This window comes from Micromonospora sp. C95, assembly GCF_018070465.1.
Taxonomy (GTDB): domain Bacteria; phylum Actinomycetota; class Actinomycetes; order Mycobacteriales; family Micromonosporaceae; genus Micromonospora.
Map to the genome: position 1 here is coordinate 414,936 of NZ_JAGPXT010000001.1, position 16,408 is coordinate 431,343.

At 72.7% G+C, this 16,408-nt stretch carries 15 protein-coding genes; 9 read left to right on the top strand and 6 right to left on the bottom strand.

Translation table 11 applies throughout. The features are described from left to right. Positions 1-55: 55 nt before the first annotated feature. Positions 56-1,021 carry an L-threonylcarbamoyladenylate synthase gene (locus tag KBX00_RS01920; protein WP_210822855.1) on the top strand — a complete coding sequence of 322 codons (966 nt, stop codon included), beginning with the start codon at positions 56-58 and terminating at the stop codon, positions 1,019-1,021. 45 nt (positions 1,022-1,066) lie between these two features. Here KBX00_RS01920 and KBX00_RS01925 read toward each other — a convergent pair whose 3' ends face one another. Then, the gene (locus tag KBX00_RS01925; RefSeq protein WP_210822545.1) at positions 1,067-5,545 is read right to left on the bottom strand and encodes a cation-translocating P-type ATPase; all 4,479 of its coding nucleotides are present in this window, start codon (positions 5,543-5,545) and stop codon (positions 1,067-1,069) included. Between the two features lie 96 nt (positions 5,546-5,641). On the opposite strand from KBX00_RS01925, the gene KBX00_RS01930 reads away from it, so the two are divergent. The 6 genes from KBX00_RS01930 (at position 5,642) to KBX00_RS01955 (ending at position 9,818) form a co-directional block, all read left to right on the top strand. Beyond that, complete coding sequence (locus KBX00_RS01930; RefSeq protein WP_210822857.1) at positions 5,642-5,959, top strand: hypothetical protein; 318 nt, start codon at positions 5,642-5,644, stop codon at positions 5,957-5,959. A 54-nt stretch (positions 5,960-6,013) separates the two neighbouring features. After that, on the top strand, positions 6,014-7,393 hold the full coding sequence (locus tag KBX00_RS01935; protein WP_301547141.1) for an MFS transporter: 1,380 nt from the start codon (positions 6,014-6,016) through the stop codon (positions 7,391-7,393). 98 nt (positions 7,394-7,491) lie between these two features. Beyond that, the gene (locus KBX00_RS01940; protein ID WP_210822547.1) at positions 7,492-8,124 is read left to right on the top strand and encodes a GAP family protein; all 633 of its coding nucleotides are present in this window, start codon (positions 7,492-7,494) and stop codon (positions 8,122-8,124) included. A 69-nt stretch (positions 8,125-8,193) separates the two neighbouring features. Then, on the top strand, positions 8,194-8,973 hold the full coding sequence (locus KBX00_RS01945; protein ID WP_210822549.1) for an SDR family oxidoreductase: 780 nt from the start codon (positions 8,194-8,196) through the stop codon (positions 8,971-8,973). A 37-nt stretch (positions 8,974-9,010) separates the two neighbouring features. After that, entirely contained in the window at positions 9,011-9,208 is a 198-nt protein-coding gene (locus tag KBX00_RS01950) for a hypothetical protein (protein WP_210822551.1), read from the top strand. Positions 9,209-9,269: 61 nt separating this feature from the next. Beyond that, positions 9,270-9,818 (top strand): YbaK/EbsC family protein, encoded by a 549-nt coding sequence (locus KBX00_RS01955; protein WP_210822859.1) that lies wholly within the window; start codon positions 9,270-9,272, stop codon positions 9,816-9,818. Between the two features lie 57 nt (positions 9,819-9,875). Here KBX00_RS01955 and KBX00_RS01960 read toward each other — a convergent pair whose 3' ends face one another. The 4 genes from KBX00_RS01960 to KBX00_RS01975 form a co-directional block, all read right to left on the bottom strand. Then, the gene (locus KBX00_RS01960; protein ID WP_210822553.1) at positions 9,876-10,511 is read right to left on the bottom strand and encodes a DsbA family oxidoreductase; all 636 of its coding nucleotides are present in this window, start codon (positions 10,509-10,511) and stop codon (positions 9,876-9,878) included. 51 nt (positions 10,512-10,562) lie between these two features. Continuing rightward, entirely contained in the window at positions 10,563-10,991 is a 429-nt protein-coding gene (locus KBX00_RS01965; RefSeq protein ID WP_210822555.1) for a SufE family protein, read from the bottom strand. A 25-nt stretch (positions 10,992-11,016) separates the two neighbouring features. Next, entirely contained in the window at positions 11,017-11,442 is a 426-nt protein-coding gene (locus KBX00_RS01970) for a CBS domain-containing protein (RefSeq protein WP_210822557.1), read from the bottom strand. A gap of 78 nt (positions 11,443-11,520) precedes the next feature. After that, positions 11,521-13,263 carry a proline--tRNA ligase gene (locus tag KBX00_RS01975; RefSeq protein WP_210822558.1) on the bottom strand — a complete coding sequence of 581 codons (1,743 nt, stop codon included), beginning with the start codon at positions 13,261-13,263 and terminating at the stop codon, positions 11,521-11,523. Positions 13,264-13,432: 169 nt separating this feature from the next. Here KBX00_RS01975 and KBX00_RS01980 point away from each other — a divergent pair, with 169 nt between their 5' ends. Next, positions 13,433-14,329 carry an alpha/beta fold hydrolase gene (locus KBX00_RS01980; protein ID WP_301547142.1) on the top strand — a complete coding sequence of 299 codons (897 nt, stop codon included), beginning with the start codon at positions 13,433-13,435 and terminating at the stop codon, positions 14,327-14,329. A 243-nt stretch (positions 14,330-14,572) separates the two neighbouring features. Beyond that, the gene (locus KBX00_RS01985) at positions 14,573-14,923 is read left to right on the top strand and encodes a hypothetical protein (protein ID WP_210822861.1); all 351 of its coding nucleotides are present in this window, start codon (positions 14,573-14,575) and stop codon (positions 14,921-14,923) included. Between the two features lie 191 nt (positions 14,924-15,114). Here the strand turns inward: KBX00_RS01985 and KBX00_RS01990 are convergent, their stop codons facing one another. Beyond that, a complete protein-coding gene (locus tag KBX00_RS01990; protein ID WP_210822559.1) occupies positions 15,115-16,335 on the bottom strand; it encodes a hypothetical protein in 1,221 nt (406 codons plus the stop codon). Positions 16,336-16,408 lie beyond the last annotated feature (73 nt).

Genomic DNA, 16,408 nt, shown 5'->3' on the forward strand with positions numbered 1-16,408 from the left:
TGGGCGTCGGCGGCAGGCTAGCGTCGAGGGTGTGAGCGTGGGATCTCCTCGTGTGCTGCCTGCCGACGGTGACCTCGGTGAGGCGGCCGACGTGTTGCGTACGGGTGGGTTGGTGGCCTTTCCGACGGAGACGGTCTACGGGCTGGGTGCGAACGCGCTTGACGCGCGGGCGGCGGCCCGGATCTTCGAGGCGAAGCGGCGGCCGAGCTTCGATCCGCTGATCACCCACCTGGCCGACGCGGCGGACCTGGCACCGCTTGTGGGTCCGGTGTCGCCGGCCGTGGCGGCGCTGGCTGCCCGGTTCTGGCCGGGGCCGTTGACGCTGATCGTGGACCGGCCGGAGAGGATCCCGCCGATCGTGACGTCCGGGCTGGACAGCATGGCGGTGCGGGTGCCGGACCACGAGCATGCTCGGCGGTTGATCGCCGCCGCCGGGGTTCCGGTGGCCGCGCCGAGCGCGAACCGGTTCGGTCAGCTCAGTCCCACCCGGGCGGAACACGTGGTGCGCGGGCTGGGTGCGGCGGTGGACGTGGTGCTCGACGGGGGGCCGAGCCGGTGTGGGATCGAGTCGACGATCGTGGACGCTCGGGGAGACCATCCCGTGGTGCTGCGGCTCGGTGCCCTGCCGGTGGAGGAGTTGGAGAAGGCGATCGGCCCGGTGACGGTGCGGCCGGGTAGCTCGGGGCAGCCGGTCGCACCGGGGACGTTGGCCGCGCACTATGCGCCGCGTACGCCGTTGCGGCTGGTCCACGGCGCGGAGTCGGTGGGTGCCGACGGCGGTGCGGGGCGTGGGTACCTGGCGTTCCGGGACCGGCCGGCGGGCCACTGGGCGGCGGTGGAGGTGCTCTCCGCCGCCGGTGATCTGACCGAGGCGGCGGCTCGCCTCTTCGATGCGCTGCACCGACTCGACGCCGTGGGGGTTACCGAGATCGTCGCGGAGCCGGTGCCGGACGCCGGTGTGGGGCGGGCCGTCAACGACCGGCTGCGCCGCGCCGCCGCCACCTGGCATCCCGCCCCCTGATGCCGGTCGGGCCGCTGCAGCAGGGCCGATGACGGGGCAGGTCGATCAGGCGCGCGGGAACGGCTGCGCAACAGGGTCGCCTGCGTGGTCAGGTACGGCGGTCGGGTGAGGCTGCTCGTCGTCGGTGTGTTCGCCTTCGGCCGGTTCGCCGTCGACCTGCGGGAGTCGTGCGACGAGGCGGGTGAGGGCGCCGTTGGCGAGGGTGGCGCCGAGCGCGGAGCCGGTGGCGATGGTCCAGCCGACCGGCCCCAGCGGGGTGCAGCCGAAGAACTGACTCAGCCCGGGGGTCTGCACGACCGCGGCCAGCACGCCGACGGACGCGGCGGTGGAGGCGAGCACGGTCGGGCTGGTGCCGCCGGCCAGCACGGTCTGGCCGAGTTGGGTACCGACCAGGGAGACCAGGGCGACCGTGCCGGCGCGTCGCTGGGTGCCGGTGTAGCGGGCGAGTGTCCAGCCGGCGGTCGCACCGAGGGTGGTGGCGGCGGCGCGCAACCCGATCTCCCGGGTCATGGTCTGGCCGAGCGAGCTGTCCGGGCCTTCGCGGAGCAGTCCGTCGGCATGGTCGCCGCCCGGTGGCCGCACGGCGATGGCCAGCGCCGGTGCCATGTCGGTGAGCAGGTTGACCAGCAGTAGTTGGCGTCCGTTGAGCGCGGCCCGGCCGGTGGCGGCGGCGGTCAGCACGCTGAACGCGATCTCGCCGAGGTTGCCGCCGACGAGGATGCTCAGCGCGTGGCGGACCGAGGACCACATCGCCCGACCCTCGACCAGGGTGGCGATGATGGTCTCCAGCCGGTCGTCGGTGACCACCAGGTCGGCCGCGGCACGCGCCGCCGGGGTGCCCCGTTGGCCGAGGGCGATGCCCACGTCGGCCAGCCGGATGGCGGGTGCGTCGTTGGCGCCGTCGCCGGTCATCGCGACGGTACGCCCGCACTTCTGCAGCGCCTGGATGATGCGCACCTTGTGGGCCGGCGTGCAGCGGGCGACCACGTCGGTGCCGGCCAGCCGCTCCGCGAGCGCGTTGTCGTCGAGTTCGTCGAGTTCGGTGGCGGTGACCACCCGTTGGGCGTCTCCGTCGCTGATGGTGGCGGCGATCGCCTCGGCGGTTGCCGGGTGGTCACCAGTGATCATGATGGTGTGCACGCCCGCCTGGCGGATCCGCCGGACGGCCGGCGCGGCGCTGGCGCGTACCCCGTCGGCGATCGCCAGGAAGCCGGTGAAGACCAGGCCGCGTACGCCCTCGTCGGTGATGTCCGGGTCGGCGACGGTGCACTCGGCGACGGCGAGGATCCGGTGCCCCGCGCCGGCCCGCTCGCCGAGCAACCGGTGCAGTTCGGTACGACCGGCGTCGTCGAGCGGCTCGTCGCGCCCGGCGATGCGCTTCGCGGCGCAGCGGGGTAGGACCGCCTCCGGTGCGCCCTTCACGCTGAGCAGCAACCCGGTGTCGGTCTTCCCGACGCTGGCGTGGTACCCGCGCGACGGTTCGAACGGCAGACCACCGGCGGCCCGCCAGTCGGGGGCGCCGTCCTGTTCGGAGACTCCGGCGGCGCGGGCGCCCCGCAGCACCGCCCGGTCGGTCTGCATGGAGAGTTCCTCGGGGTCGTCGGCCGCCGGGGTGGCGCGCAACGCCGCCGCCAGGGTGCGTCGCAGTCGGTCGTCGAGGTGTTCCAGCGGTGAGTACGAGTCGGCGTCACCCACCCCGGCCAGCATCAGGTGTCCCTCGGTGAGGGTGCCGGTCTTGTCGAAGCAGAGCACGTCGACCCGGCCCAGTGCCTCGATGGTGCGCGGGTTGCGGACCAGCGCACCGTGCTCGGCGAGCCGGCGGGCGGCGGCCAGTTGCGCGGCGCTGACCAGGAACGGCAGACCCTCGGGCACCGAGGCGACGGCCAGGTTCGCGGCGGTCGCGGCCGTCTGGGCCAGCGGTACGCCCCGCAGCAGCCCGGCGCCGGCCACCGCGACCGCCGACCCGGCGGCCAGTGGGATCGCGGTGCGGGTCAGCTTGCCCAGGCGGGCCTCGACCCCGCTGACCGGCGGTGCCTGCCCGGCCAGGGCAAGACTGCGGCCGGCTTCGGTGTCCGCGCCGGTGGCCACGACCACGGCGTCGCCACGGCCGGCAGCGATGCTGGTCCCTTCGTAGACCATCGAGGAGCGCTCGGCCACAGCGGCGGCGACCACCGGCTGGTTGGCCTTGGCGACCGGCAGCGACTCGCCGGTCAGGGAGGACTCGTCGGCTTCCAGCCCGACGGAGGTCAACACCCGGCAGTCGGCGGGTACGGCGTCGCCGGATTCGAGCACGATCACGTCGCCGGGAACGAGGTCGGCGGCGGGCACCACCCGTTCGACGCCGTCGCGGCGGACCCGGGCGGTCACCGCCGAGCGGGACAGCAACTCGGCCAGCGATTTCTCGGTGTTGCGCTGGTGTACCGCGCCGACAAGTGCGGACGCGCCGACGACCCCGCCGACCAGCGCGGCGTCGACGAGCGAACCGAAACTGGCGGAGAGCACCGCTCCGGCGGCGAGCACCGGGGTGAGCGGGTTGGCGAGTTCGTCGACGAAGGCGCGGAGCAGCCCGCCGGGGCCGGCGACCTCACCTGGACGGTCGGCCCGTCGTCGCTGGGCCTCGGTCTCGGTCAACCCGCTGCGGCCGGTGTCGAGTTGGTCGATGACGGTGGACACCGGCATCAGATGCCAGGCGGTGATCGCGGGTGCCGGCGCGGCGGTCGCTTCGGTCAACCGACCGGCCCGCCACACGCCGTGTGCGAAGGCCAGCGCCGCCGCGCCGTTTACCGAGGCGAGCGTACGGCCGGGTAGCAGGGCCGGGTCGGCGGTGAAGGCGCCGAGTGCGCCGAGACCGGTGCCGGCCAGTCCGATGCGCAGGTTCTGCGCGGTCATCCGCCGGGCCACCCCGGCCGCTTCGATGATCAGGGCGACGACCCGCAGGTCGGTGCCGACCAGCAGGTGCGCCCCCCAGGGCGGTGGGTCGTCGGGGTCGGCGAGGCCCAGGCCGCAGTCCGCGGCGGCGAGCGCGCAGCGGTCGCCGGAGACGAGCATCACCACCGCGCCCTCCCGTTGCAGGGTGCGTACCGACTCGGTGAGCTGGTCGTCGCCGGGCATCAGCGCGTCGGCGGAGGCGTACCGCTGCGGGTCGCCGCCGGCCACGACGAGTCGCAGGCCGGCCTGCCGGGCGACGGGCGGCAGGGCTTCGACACCGGGTGCCGGCTCCGGTTCGACCCGCAGTACGGCCGCGAGCGCGTCCGCCCGGGCCAGACCGAGCAGGGTGCCGCCGCGCGCGCGGAGCCGTCGGCTGTCGTCGGTGTCGCCGGGGTCCCGCACGTCGAGCCGGTCCAGCGGGCCGAGGCGCCAACCGTCGAGCTGGTGTACGTCGTCCGGTGCGGTCGGTTCGAAGAGGGTGAACGCCTGGGCGGCGATCTGGGAGGTGTCGACGCCGGAGAGCGGGGCCAGGTCGGCCAGGACGCTCCGGTCGGAGCCGAGGATCCGGGCATCCAGCACCAGCGTGTCGATGCGGTCGAGTTCACGCAGCACGCTGCGGTCCATCGCGATCACGCCGCGTCGGGCGAGGATCCGACCGAGTTGGGCCGCGTACCCCTCGCGTCCGCTGCCGGGTGCCTTGGGCAGCGCGGACAGGCCCAGGGCGGCGGCCCGTTTCGGGCCGACCACCGGCGTCGCCGCGGCGAAGGCGGCGGCACCGCCGGCGAGCATCCGGTTGATGTAGCGCTCCACGGAGCCGTCGGGCTTCGGGCAGGGCCGCTCGTAGTCGGGGGTACGGGCGACGGCGCGGTCCGGGTCGCCGGTGAGCCGGGGTTCGGCCTTCTCCCAGGCTCGTAGCTGGGCCAGCCCTTCACCCCACTGCACGATCCGCTGTGCGCCGTCGAGCACTATCCCCGTCCAGCCGCCGGTGAGGCCCTGCACCACCGCCTCGGCGAGTGGAAAGAGAACGTCGGCGCGGGGGTCGCGGCGCAGTCCCAGACCGGCGAGGGTGTGCAGCTTCGGGTGCAGGTCGAGCGCGGTGAGCAGTCCGGAGACCTCACCGGGGACCGGGGTGACGGGCAGGATCCGGGTGGCCGCGGAGATGGTCAGGCCGAGGGCGTCGGAGGCGAGGGCACCGAGAGTGCGCGGGGTCCGCGGGCCCTCCTCGGGTGGGTGCGGCGGTGGGATCTCCGGATCCGGTTCGTGTGGGCAGGTGCGTTCGACGCGGGAGATGGTGGCGACCAGTTCGCGTACCTTCGGTCCCGGTGTGTCGACCGCGACGACCACCCGGCCGGAGGGGGCGTTCACCCGTGCCCAGTTGACTCCCGGCATCCGTTCCAGCGCCGTCTCGACCTGGCGGGCGAGGGTGTCGCCGCCGTCCTGGCAGACACCGTGCACCTCGATGTGGTGCCGACCGGGCCGGGACCACACCCGCCGGCTGGTCAGCCCGGCGGCCCGGGCGAGCCGGGTAGCGGTGGCACCGACGCGGCGGGAGGCGGCTTCCACCACCGGAGGTACTCCGACGGCGCCAAACCGCATGTTGCCTCCTACCGTTCGTGCCCGGCGGCCTGGCTTCCCGGCCGGACGTCCCTTATGCCCCTTGGAGCTGGGAAAAGTTTCGTGCTCGGGCCGGGCATGGACGGCTGCGGCGGAGGAATCCGAGGTGGGGCGTCCGACGGTAGGGGAGGCGAGATGAGTGCGTTGACGCGACAGCTCAGTGGCAGCCGGGAGTCGTTGCAGATGTTCACCCGCCGGGTGAACGTGCCGTTGCTGGGGGAGGTGGCGGTGCCGCCGCCGGACAAGCTCACGTACTACGCGGGTATCGGGGTGCTGACCGCGCTCCAGGTGATCGAGTGGCCCCTGGCGCTGGTGATCACGGCCGGGCATCTGCTGGCCGACCAGCACCTGTCCGGGCTGGCCAAAGGGCTAGGCGAGGCGCTGGAGTCCGCCTGAGGTAAGCCGCGTCACCCTTGACTTGAACATAGGTTGAGGTCCGACGCTTGCCTCATGCTGATCGCCCCATCGCCGGTACCTGCCGAGTCGCTTTTCGCCCCTCGGCTGCGGGCGATGACGGTGGGCAGCGTGGCGCTGGTCTCGTTGCTGGCGTTCGAGGCGTTGGCGGTGGGCACCGCCATGCCGACGGTCGCCCGCGCCCTCGACGGTCTGGCGTTGTACGGGATCGCCTTCGGCGGCCCGTTCGCGGCCGGGGTGGTGGCGATGGTGCTCTCCGGCCTCTGGTGTGACGCGCGAGGTCCACGCGCGCCGATGTGGTCGGGTCTCGCCGGGTTCGTCGCCGGGCTGTTGCTCGCTGGCGCTGCCACCGACATGGCGACGCTGGTGGTCGGTCGGATCGTGCAGGGCTTCGGCTCGGGGCTGCTGTCGGTGGCGCTGTACGTGATCGTCGCGCAGGCGTACCCGGAGCGGCTGCACCGCCGCATCTTCGCCGCGTTCGCCGCGGCCTGGGTTGTTCCGTCGCTCGTCGGTCCGCTGGTGGCGGGGCTGGTGGTGGAGCACGTCGGCTGGCGGTGGGTGTTCCTGGCGGTGCCGGCGGTGGCGGTGCCGGCGGTGCTGCTGATCCATCCGGGGTTGCGGTCCCTCGGCGTGACGGGGCCGGTCCGCCGGTCTGCCGGGGCGCTGGCGCGGATCGGTTGGGCCTGCGGGGCGGGGGTGAGCGCCGCACTGCTGCACATCGGGGGTCAGCAGCGCGGCGCCGCCGCCGCGTCGCTGGTCGGGCTGGCCCTGGTCGGTCTGCTGAGCTGCGTTCCGCGACTGCTGCCGGCCGGGTTTCTGCGGGCCGGTCGCGGCCTGCCCACCGTGGTCAGCCTGCGCGGGTTGGCCTCGGCCGCGTTCGTCGGCGCCGAGGTGGTGATCCCGTTGATGTTGTCGCGGGAGCGGGGGTTCACGCCGACGGCGGCGGGGCTGGTGCTGACCACCGGGGCGCTCTCCTGGTCGCTCGGCTCGTGGTTGCAGGCGCGGATCCGGTCACCCCGGTCCCGGGGCACCCTGCCGAGGGCCGGCCTCACCTGCATCACGGTCGGTACCGCGGTGGTGGGCGGCTGCGTGCTCCCGGCGGTGCCGGTGTGGGTGGGCATTCTCGGCTGGGCGGTCGCCGGGCTCGGCATGGGCCTGCTCTTTCCGTCGCTGTCGGCGCTCACCCTGGAGTTGTCGGCTCCCGGTGAGCAGGGACGTAACAGCTCGTCGCTGCAACTGTGCGACTCGCTCGCGTCGGCGACGGTGTTGGCGCTTACCGGTGCGGTGCTCGCCGCCGGGGCGGCACCGGGCCGCCTCGACTACGGGGTGACTCTCGCCGTGGCGGCCGGACTCGCCCTGGTTGGTGCCCTGCTCGCCGGCCGGGTCGTGCCGACGTCGCGTTCGGTGTCGGTCTGACCGGCCGACCAGGCCGATGCCGACCGACCGGGCCGGGTGGCGGGTGGATTGCCGAAGTGGCCGTGCGCGGCCGGGGTAGCCGGCAGGATGGGCTGACGATGACCGTCCTGACGCTGCTGCCGTTGGCCGTGGTGATGGTCGCCGGCACGCAACTGGTGGCGGCGATCTTCTTCGCCTCGTCCGACCGGCCACGGGCCGCCTCGCTTGGCTATCTGGCGGGTGCGGCGCTCGTCGTCCTCGGCGGTACGACGCTGGCCTGGCTGGCGGTCCGCCTATTCAAGATCAATTTCACCGGTGTGGGCCAGGGCGCCGTCGAGCGGTGGATCGACTTGTTCGTGCTGGCGCTGCTCGCGGTGCTGGCGGTGGTCGTGTTCCTCCGTCGGCACTCGGGGCCACCCCGGTGGATGGGTCAGCTACAGCACGCCAGCCCCGGGTACGCGTCGAAGGTGGGCCTGCTGCTGTTCCTGGGGATGCCCTCCGACGATCTGACCATGGCCACCGTCGGGGCCAGTGCCGCACGACACGACCTGCCGTGGTGGCATCTGCTGCCCTTCGTGCTGCTCACCCTGACCCTGCTCGCCCTCCCACTGCTGGCCCTGCTGCTGCTCGGCCGCCGGGCGGCGGTGGTGCTGCCGAGGATCCGGGACTGGGCCGACAGCCACTCCTGGCTGGTCAGTGAGGCGGTCATCGCACTGTTCGTGGTGATCACCGCACTCGACCTGGCGAAGTGAAGCCGCGCACAGCTGTCACGCCGGTGGCGGCCCGATCCGTCGAGCGGACAGGCGACGAGGGAGGTTGACATGCGCGTACTGGTCACCGGCGCGAGCGGCACGCTGGGTCGGGAGGTGCTGCCCCGGCTGGTCGACGCGGGCTACGAGGTGCGGGCCACCAGCCGCCGGCCGCGTACCGGCTCCGGGGTGCGGTGGGTGGTGACGGACCTGGCCACCGGCGAAGGGCTCGCCTCCGCGCTGACCGGCGTGGACGCGGTGCTGCACCTGGCGTCCTCGCCGACCCGGCGATCCCACCAGATCGACGTGCTCGGCACCCGCCGCCTGGTCAGTGCTGCCGCCGACGCCGGGGTGACGCACCTGGTGTACGTCTCGATCGTCGGCGTGGACCGGGTGCCCTACTCGTACTACCGGCACAAGCTGGCCGCCGAGCGGGTCGTCGCCGACGGGAAGGTGCCGTGGACGGTGCTGCGGGCCACCCAGTTCTTCCCGTTCATCGACGAGCTGCTGCGCCTGTCCAGCAAACTCGGCCCGGTCCTCGGTGACCGGGCGGTGCTGGCCCAGCCGGTCGACCCGGGCGAGGTGGCCGACAAGCTTGTCGAACTGCTCCGGGCCGGGGCACGCGCCGGCATCGTCGAGTACGGCGGCCCCGAGGTGCAGCGCTTCGACGCGGCGGTGCGGGCCTGGCGGCAGGCGCGCGGCTCCCGTCGCCCCCTGCTGCCGATCCGTTTTCCCGGTCGGCTCGGCCGGGAGTTGCGCGGCGGTGGCCTGGTCACCGACGCCCGACCGGCGGGCCGGCGAACCTGGGCCGACTACCTGTCCGACACGTACGGGCGAACGACGACGCGATGACACCTGCCCGGGTTCACCTTCGCCCTACCGTCGAGCCATGCTCATGTTCGTCATCACCAGCCTCCTGTACGTCTGCGGGTTCGTCTTCCTCTACGGCGTGATCCGGCTCGCGGTGCGGCACGCGATGGAGGACATCGAGGTGCGCCGCGTCCAGGCCGCGCGGGCGGAGGAGATGGCCGCCTCCCGGGACCGGGCGATGTTGGAACGGCACGGCTTCCTGACCAACGAGGGCTGAGGTGCCGGCCGCCCGGTCCCGGTCCCCGTCGCCGGCTGCGGATGCGACGATCACAGGCGTGATGGGAACGCTGAAGACCGAGCCCGCCCGCACCCGTACCGACCTGTTGGCCGCGCCGGTCGCCGCCGTGCTCGCCCAGTGGCCGGCCGACTCGCCGGTGGACGTCGACTCGGTGCTGGTCGCGCCGATCGACGCCGACCTCGCCGACACCGCGGCGTTCTGTGCCGCGTACGACGTCGGGTTGGACGAGTCGGCCAACTGCGTGGTCGTGGCCGGTAAGCGCGAGGGGGTGACCCGGTACGCGGCCTGCCTGGTGCTCGCCACCACCCGGGCGGACGTCAACGGGGTCGCCCGCCGGGCGCTGGACGTGCGGAAGGCGAGCTTCGCGCCGATGGCCGACGCGGTGCAGCTGACCGGCATGGAGTACGGCGGGATCACGCCGATCGGGCTGCCGTTGCAGTGGCCGATCCTGGTCGACTCGCGGGTGGTGGCCATGCCGTACGTGGTGATCGGGTCGGGCGTACGGCACAGCAAGATCGCACTGCCGGGCGCGGCGCTGGCCGCGCTGCCCGGCGCACGAGTGGTGGAGGACCTGGCCAGACCGGCCTGACCGTCGACCTGAATCGATGTCGTTGCACGTGAAACATCAACGACGTCGATATGGCCGTCAGGATGCGGCGGCCTCGCGCTGCTCGACCTCGGCAAGAGCGGCGAGCAGGGTTTCCGGTTCCTGCGCCCCGGTGACCCCGTACTTGCCGGCGAGCACGAAGGTGGGCACGCTTGTCACCCCGAGCTGCCGCGCGGCGGCCAACTCGGCCCGCAACTCGGCCACCCCTTCGTCGGAGTCGAGGAAGGTGCGGGCGTCGTCGCCGGCCAGGCCGACCGTGGCGGCCACTCCGGCCAGCGCCTCCCGGGAGCCGAGGTCGACGCCGTCGGTGAAGTGGGCCCGGTGCAGGGCCTCGACCAACTCACCGGCCCGGTCCCGCTGACCGGCCCAGTTGGTCAGCCGGTGCGCGTCGAAGGTGTTCGCCGCGATCGCCCGGTCGAAGCGCATGTCCAGACCCACGCTCGCGCCGATCTCGACGACCCGGGCGACCATCTGTCGGGCCTGCTCCTGGCCACCGAACTTCTCGGCCAGCACGTCGAGCGTCGGACGCGGCGACGGAACCGGTGACGGGTCGAGCTGGAAGGGCCGGTGCCGGATGGTCACCGTGCCGTCGTACGACGCGAGCGCCTGCGCGAACCGGCGGCGGCCGATCCAGCACCAGGGGCAGACCACGTCGGCGTAGATGTCGATCTCCATGACCAGAGACAACCCGCTGGCCGGCAGGTCTGTTCCCGGCTGCCGCCCGGGTCACGCCGTCTGTTCGCGCACCTGCCGCTTGAGTCGGGCGAGGATGGCGGTGCCACCGCGTACCCGCAGTGGGCTGATCGCCTGTGCCAGACCCATCCGCTGGTACAGGTCGTCCGGAACGGCGAGGACCTGTTCCGGGGTGGCACCGGCCAGCCCTTCGGCGAGGATGCCGGCGAACGCCCGGGTGGTGGGTGACTCCGGCGGACAGTCGAACAGGGTGTCGACGGTGCCCTCGGACGTCACCTCGGCGCGCAGGAAGAACGGGGTCTGGCACTCCACGACCTGCTCCATGCCCTCGTGGCCGGGGTGCCCGGCGGGCAGCGGCGGCACGGCGTCGGAGTACTCCAGCAGCATCTCCAGCACCACGTCGCGTGGCGCGTCGGCGAACTCGTCGACGATCTCGGCCAGCTTGCTCGGCATCTCGGGCATCCCGCCAGGCTACCGGCGGCCCTCCTCACACCGTCGGCGACTGCTCGCTGATCTCGCTGAGCGCCGAGGTGGGGTCGAGCTGCATGGCGAGGTCGCCGAGGGAGACGATGCCGACCAGTTTCCGCTCGTTGTCGCAGACGAGGATGCGCCGAATGCCACGCTCACGCATCAGCGACGCGGCCTCACCGGCGGTGCAGTACTGCTCGATCATCACGACCTCGCGGGTGACGATCGAACCGATGGTGGTGGTGTTGGCGTTGGCGTTCTCGGCCACCGCGCGTACCACGATGTCGCGGTCGGTCAGGATGCCGGCCAGGTTCGCGCCGTCGGTGACGACGACGTCGCCGATGTCGGCCTCCTTCATCACCCTGGCCGCCTCGTCGAGGGTGGTCTCCGCCGGCAGATAGATCACCTGCCGGGTCATCACGTCAGCGACCCGGTAACCGGTCATCAGAGAGCCCTCCAGAGCAACGTTGAGCCGATCGGGATGCGGTACCCCGTCACCTGACGGCTACACCATGTTTTCCGCCTACCCGTTCAACAGTTTCTCCAGCACATCCGCCACGGGTAGCTCGGCACGCTCCCCGGTCGCCCGGTCGCGCAACTCGACGTACCCGTCGGCCAGGCGGCGTCCGACCACGACGGTGCGTGGGATGCCGATCAGCTCGGCGTCGGTGAACTTCACCCCGGCCGAGACGGCGGTCCGGTCGTCGACGAGCACCCGCAGGCCCGCGTCGGCGAGCCGGGCACCGAGGTCGAGCGCCGCGTCGAGCTGCGGACCCTTGCCGGCAGCCACCAGGTGTACGTCGCACGGCGCGACCGAGGTCGGCCACACCAGTCCCCGATCGTCGTGGTGCTGCTCGGCGATCGCCGCCACCGCCCGGGACACCCCGATGCCGTAGCAGCCCATGGTGGGCCGGACCGGCTTGCCCTGCGGACCGAGCACGTCCACCGCGAATGCCTCGGTGTAGCGGCGACCGAGCTGGAAGATGTGCCCGATCTCGATGCCCCGGCGCATGGTCAACCGGCCGGTGGCACAGGCCGGGCAGGGGTCACCGGGGCGCACCTCGGCGGCCTCGACCGTGCCGTCGGGGGTGAAGTCCCGGCCGCACACCACGTTCGTGGCGTGCCGGCCCGGCTCGTTCGCCCCGGTCAGCCAGGCGGTGCCCGGCACGACCCGGGGATCGACCAGGTAGCGGACGTCGAGCTTGTCGAGGGTCTGTGGTCCGAGGTAGCCCCGCACCAACTCGGGATGCTCGTCCCAGGCGTCGAAGACGTCCACGGTGTTCGGTGCCAGCGCGGCGGCCAGCCGTTTCAGGTCGACCTCGCGATCGCCGGGCAGCCCGACCACCAGCAGTTCGGGCGTCTCGGCACCCGGCCGCCGTACGGTCAGCACGACGTTCTTCAGGGTGTCGGCAGCCGACCAGTCGTCCCGGCCGGCCAGCCGGCGGTCGTTCGCCAACGCGACCAGGCTGGCGATGGTCGGCGTCTCCGGGGTGTCGTGCACCTCGGTAGCCGGCTGTGCCTGCGGGTCGCCGGCCGCCGGTGCGGGCGTGGTCACCGCCTCGGTGTTCGCCGCGTAGTGGCAGTCGGTGCAGCCGACGTAGGTGTCCTCGCCGACCGGCGTGGTGGCCAGGAACTCCTCGGACGCGGAGCCGCCCATCGCGCCCGACATCGCGTGCACCACCGTGTAGTCGAGCCCGAGCCGGTCGAAGATCCGCTGGTACGCCGCGCGGTGCCGGCCGTACGCGGCCCGCAGCCCCTCGTCGTCCAGGTCGAAGGAGTACGCGTCCTTCATCAGGAACTCGCGCCCGCGCAGCAGACCGGCGCGCGGGCGGGCCTCGTCGCGGAACTTGGTCTGGATCTGGAACAGCGTCACCGGAAGATCGCGGTACGAGGTGAACAGCTCCTTGACCAGCAGCGCGGCCAACTCCTCGTGGGTCGGTGCCAGCAGGTGCTCGGCACCGCGCCGGTCGGCCAGGGTGAAGATGTCGTCGCCGTACTCGGTCCACCGTCCGCTGGTGCGGTACGGCTCGGCGGGCAGCAGCGCCGGGAAGTGCACCTCCTGGTCGCCGATCGCGGCCATCTCGGCCCGCACGATCTCGGTGACCCGCTCCAGCACCAGCCGGCCCAGCGGCAGCCAGGTGTAGCCGCCCGGTGCCGCCCGCCGGATGTATCCGGCCCGCAGCAGCAACCGGTGGCTCGGCACCTCCGCGTCCGCCGGATCCTCCCGCAGGGTCCGAATCAGCGACGTCGACATCCGCAGCAACACCCCCGCACCCTAAACCCCCACCCGTTACGTCCCCGACCCATTAATTCGGCGAATCTTGGTGCGGCAGCGCCCTCATAGGGGCGTCCGAGCACCAAGATCTGTGGAAGCTCGCTTGGGGAGGAGCTTGACGTTTTAGGTTTGGGGGAATGTCGTTCATGGGGGTGGGGGCTTGTTCACTGACGTGCGGAAGGTCGAGGCCGGGGTGCTCGACGTCGGTTACGTCGACGCCGGCCCGCCGGACGGTGCGGTGGTGCTCCTGCTGCACGGCTGGCCGTACGACATCCACAGCTTCGCCGAGGTCGTGCCCCTGCTGACCAGCGCCGGTCACCGGGTGCTGCTGCCCTACGCGCGTGGCTACGGCAGCACCCGGTTCCGGTCCGCCGACGCGATGCGAAACGGCGAGCCGGCCGCCCTCGCGGTAGACACCGTGGCGTTCCTCGACGCGCTGGAGGTCGAGCGGGCGACCCTGGCCGGGTTCGACTGGGGTGGCCGCAGCGCCGGCATCGTGGCCGCGCTCTGGCCGGAGCGCTGCCGGGGGCTGGTCGCGGTGAGCGGCTACCTGATCGACGGCCAGGCGTCGGGTCGGGTGCCGCTGGCCCCGGTGGCCGAGCACGCCTGGTGGTATCAGTACTACTTCGCCACCGAACGCGGCCGGGAGGGCTACGCGCGTAACACCCGCGACTTCGCCAAACTGATCTGGCAGACGGCCTCGCCGGAGTGGGACTTCGACGACGCCACCTTCGACCGCAGCGCGGCGGCGCTCGACAATCCGGACCACGTCGACATCGTCATCCACAACTACCGGTGGCGGCTGGGCCTGGCCGACGGGGAGCCGCAGTACGCGGACCTGGAGGAGCGGCTGGCCGGCAAACCGCCGATCACCGTGCCGACGATCAGCCTGGAAGGGGACGCCAACGGCTCACCCCACCCGGAACCCGAGGCGTACGCCAAGCAGTTCACCGGCCCGTACGAGCACCGCACGGTCAGCGGCGGGGTGGGGCACAACCTGCCGCAGGAGGCACCGCAGGCCTTCGCCGACGCCGTGCTGACGGTCGCCGCCCGCTGACCCACCCCGCCGGACCAGCGCTCGGTGGTCCGCCCGGTTGCGGCGACGCCGCTGATCCACTCCGGTTGCGGCATCATGCGGCCTCCGGCGGCCGGGAAGCCCCCAGATGCCGCAACCGGAGAGCGCCGGACGCCCACCTCGGCGTTTCAGGCGGTGGCGGCCTGCTATGGCTGGCCAAAGTCGATCGTGGAGCGTGGTGACCGGGCGCGGCAGGCGGCCGTACCGTCTCGTGGTCGGGCCGGGATGCCGGTGCCGCGTCGCGGCCCGGCGGCTGAGCGGCCCCGGCGGCACCCGCTGGACGGCCCGCAGCATCTGCCGCTCCGACCACTCTGGTTGTGCCGCGCCTGCGGGCTGTCCTGGCCATGCGCCGAGGCCCGGCTGCTGCTCCGAGTCGAGTACGACAACCGCTGGCTGGACCTGGCCGTCTACCTGTCCGGGCTCTACTACGAGGCGACCCACGACCTGTTCCGGCAGAACCCGGAGGGCGGCCCCACTCCGCGCGAGCTGTTCCAGCGGTTCGTGGCGTGGGGCCCGTACCGTCGCCCGGCCGTCGCCCTACCGCCGGCCTGCACCGGCCGCTGCCGTACCACCTGACCCGGACCGGCTTCGGGCTCGCCGGACCGGGGTCGGCCCATGGGGCTGCGGGCCCGGAGTTGGCGTGCGCGATGGTGGCCGATCTGGGGTCGGCGGGCTCGGTACCGGCCGGCCCCAGGCTGACTACCCCGGCCCGGCCGGCCCGCGCTGACCGGCCGGCTGGGGCGACCGGCCCAGCTCCGGCGGACGGATCAGGAAGCGGTGGTGTCCTCGCCGGAGACGAAGGCGACCGAGCGACGGCGTCGGGCGAGCAGCAGCACGATGCCCGCGGCGACCATGGCGAGACCGGCTCCGGCGATCAGCCCGGCCTGCGGCCCGGTGACCGGCAGGCCACCCCCGCCACCGTTGTCGTCGTCCTTCTGCGCGGCGACCACGACGGCGTATCCGTCCTGGTTGTCGCTGGCGTCGACGTCGGCCGCCGGTACGGCGACGGCGTTCGCCGGCAGCACGGCCGGCTCCGGGGTGGCGCGGGCGCTGATGCCTTCGGTAAGGCCCTCGACCTGCACGGTCCCGCCACCCAGGGTGACCGGCGCCTCGACGTCGGCCGGCACCGTAACCAGGTTGTACAGCTCGACAGCAGAGTGGACGTCGTCGTTCGGCTCGGTGTCCTCGCCGATCGGCACGAGCGCGAGCGAATCGTAGGTGCAGACCGTCGACCGTCCGTCGTCGTCGACCGCGCACTCCTGCGGCGGCCGGGTGAAGGTCACGCCCTCGGGCAGGCGCAGGGTGACGGTGACACCGCTCACCGCCTGCCGCCCGTGGTTGACGATCCGGTACCGCACCGCGCCCGTCTCACCCGGATGCAACGTCCCGGTGGTTTCCAACCGGCCGCCGGCACCGACGCGCACCGACTGCTTGACGTCCGGCGCCACCACCGACAGGTCGGCTGCGGAGTCGTCGACCACGGCGAGCGGGAAGGTCTTCTTGTCGGTGATCCGCTCCCCGTTCTCACCCCAGGCCACGCCGACCTCGACCTCGAACGTGCCTTCGAAAGGCTCCGGCGTCCCCCGGACATTGATGTCGATGGGAATGTCCGAGGTTCCGCCGGGTGCCGGCAGCAACTCAGGACGAATGTCCTTCGCGATCCGGCAGTACCAACTTCCGCTGTCACCGTCGCACTCGCCGGAGCCGGCGCGTTCCGTCCAGTCGACCGTGGCCTTATCGAACCAGTCGAATTCGAGGGGGCGGACGCGGAACTGGATTTCGCTCGGCGTCTCGTCGGTCAGGTTGGTCACCTTCAGGTGGACCCTCTTCTTGCTGACTCCCACCGGAACCGTCGTACCTGGTACATCGAAGGTGAACTTCGGGTCCGGGTCGACCGCCGAGGCGGGACCGGCGGGGACAGCGATCCCGCCGACGAGAAGCAGCGCGGCAGCGGCTGTGCGTGACAGCCAGCGACGACCAACGGCCACAGCGGATTCCTTCAGATGAACGGCGCATGAACGAAGCGTGTGGCTCAGGACACTACTCGTGCTGGCCCCGTCG

Coding starts and splice junctions, on each gene's coding strand:
- KBX00_RS01925 (WP_210822545.1), bottom strand. CDS start 5,545: ATGCGGTTTGGCGCCGTCGGAGTACCTCCGGTGGTGGAAGCCGCCTCC.
- KBX00_RS01930 (WP_210822857.1), top strand. CDS start 5,642: ATGGACGGCTGCGGCGGAGGAATCCGAGGTGGGGCGTCCGACGGTAGG.
- KBX00_RS01935 (WP_301547141.1), top strand. CDS start 6,014: ATGCTGATCGCCCCATCGCCGGTACCTGCCGAGTCGCTTTTCGCCCCT.
- KBX00_RS01940 (WP_210822547.1), top strand. CDS start 7,492: ATGACCGTCCTGACGCTGCTGCCGTTGGCCGTGGTGATGGTCGCCGGC.
- KBX00_RS01945 (WP_210822549.1), top strand. CDS start 8,194: ATGCGCGTACTGGTCACCGGCGCGAGCGGCACGCTGGGTCGGGAGGTG.
- KBX00_RS01950 (WP_210822551.1), top strand. CDS start 9,011: ATGCTCATGTTCGTCATCACCAGCCTCCTGTACGTCTGCGGGTTCGTC.
- KBX00_RS01955 (WP_210822859.1), top strand. CDS start 9,270: ATGGGAACGCTGAAGACCGAGCCCGCCCGCACCCGTACCGACCTGTTG.
- KBX00_RS01960 (WP_210822553.1), bottom strand. CDS start 10,511: ATGGAGATCGACATCTACGCCGACGTGGTCTGCCCCTGGTGCTGGATC.
- KBX00_RS01965 (WP_210822555.1), bottom strand. CDS start 10,991: ATGCCCGAGATGCCGAGCAAGCTGGCCGAGATCGTCGACGAGTTCGCC.
- KBX00_RS01970 (WP_210822557.1), bottom strand. CDS start 11,442: ATGACCGGTTACCGGGTCGCTGACGTGATGACCCGGCAGGTGATCTAT.
- KBX00_RS01985 (WP_210822861.1), top strand. CDS start 14,573: ATGCCGGTGCCGCGTCGCGGCCCGGCGGCTGAGCGGCCCCGGCGGCAC.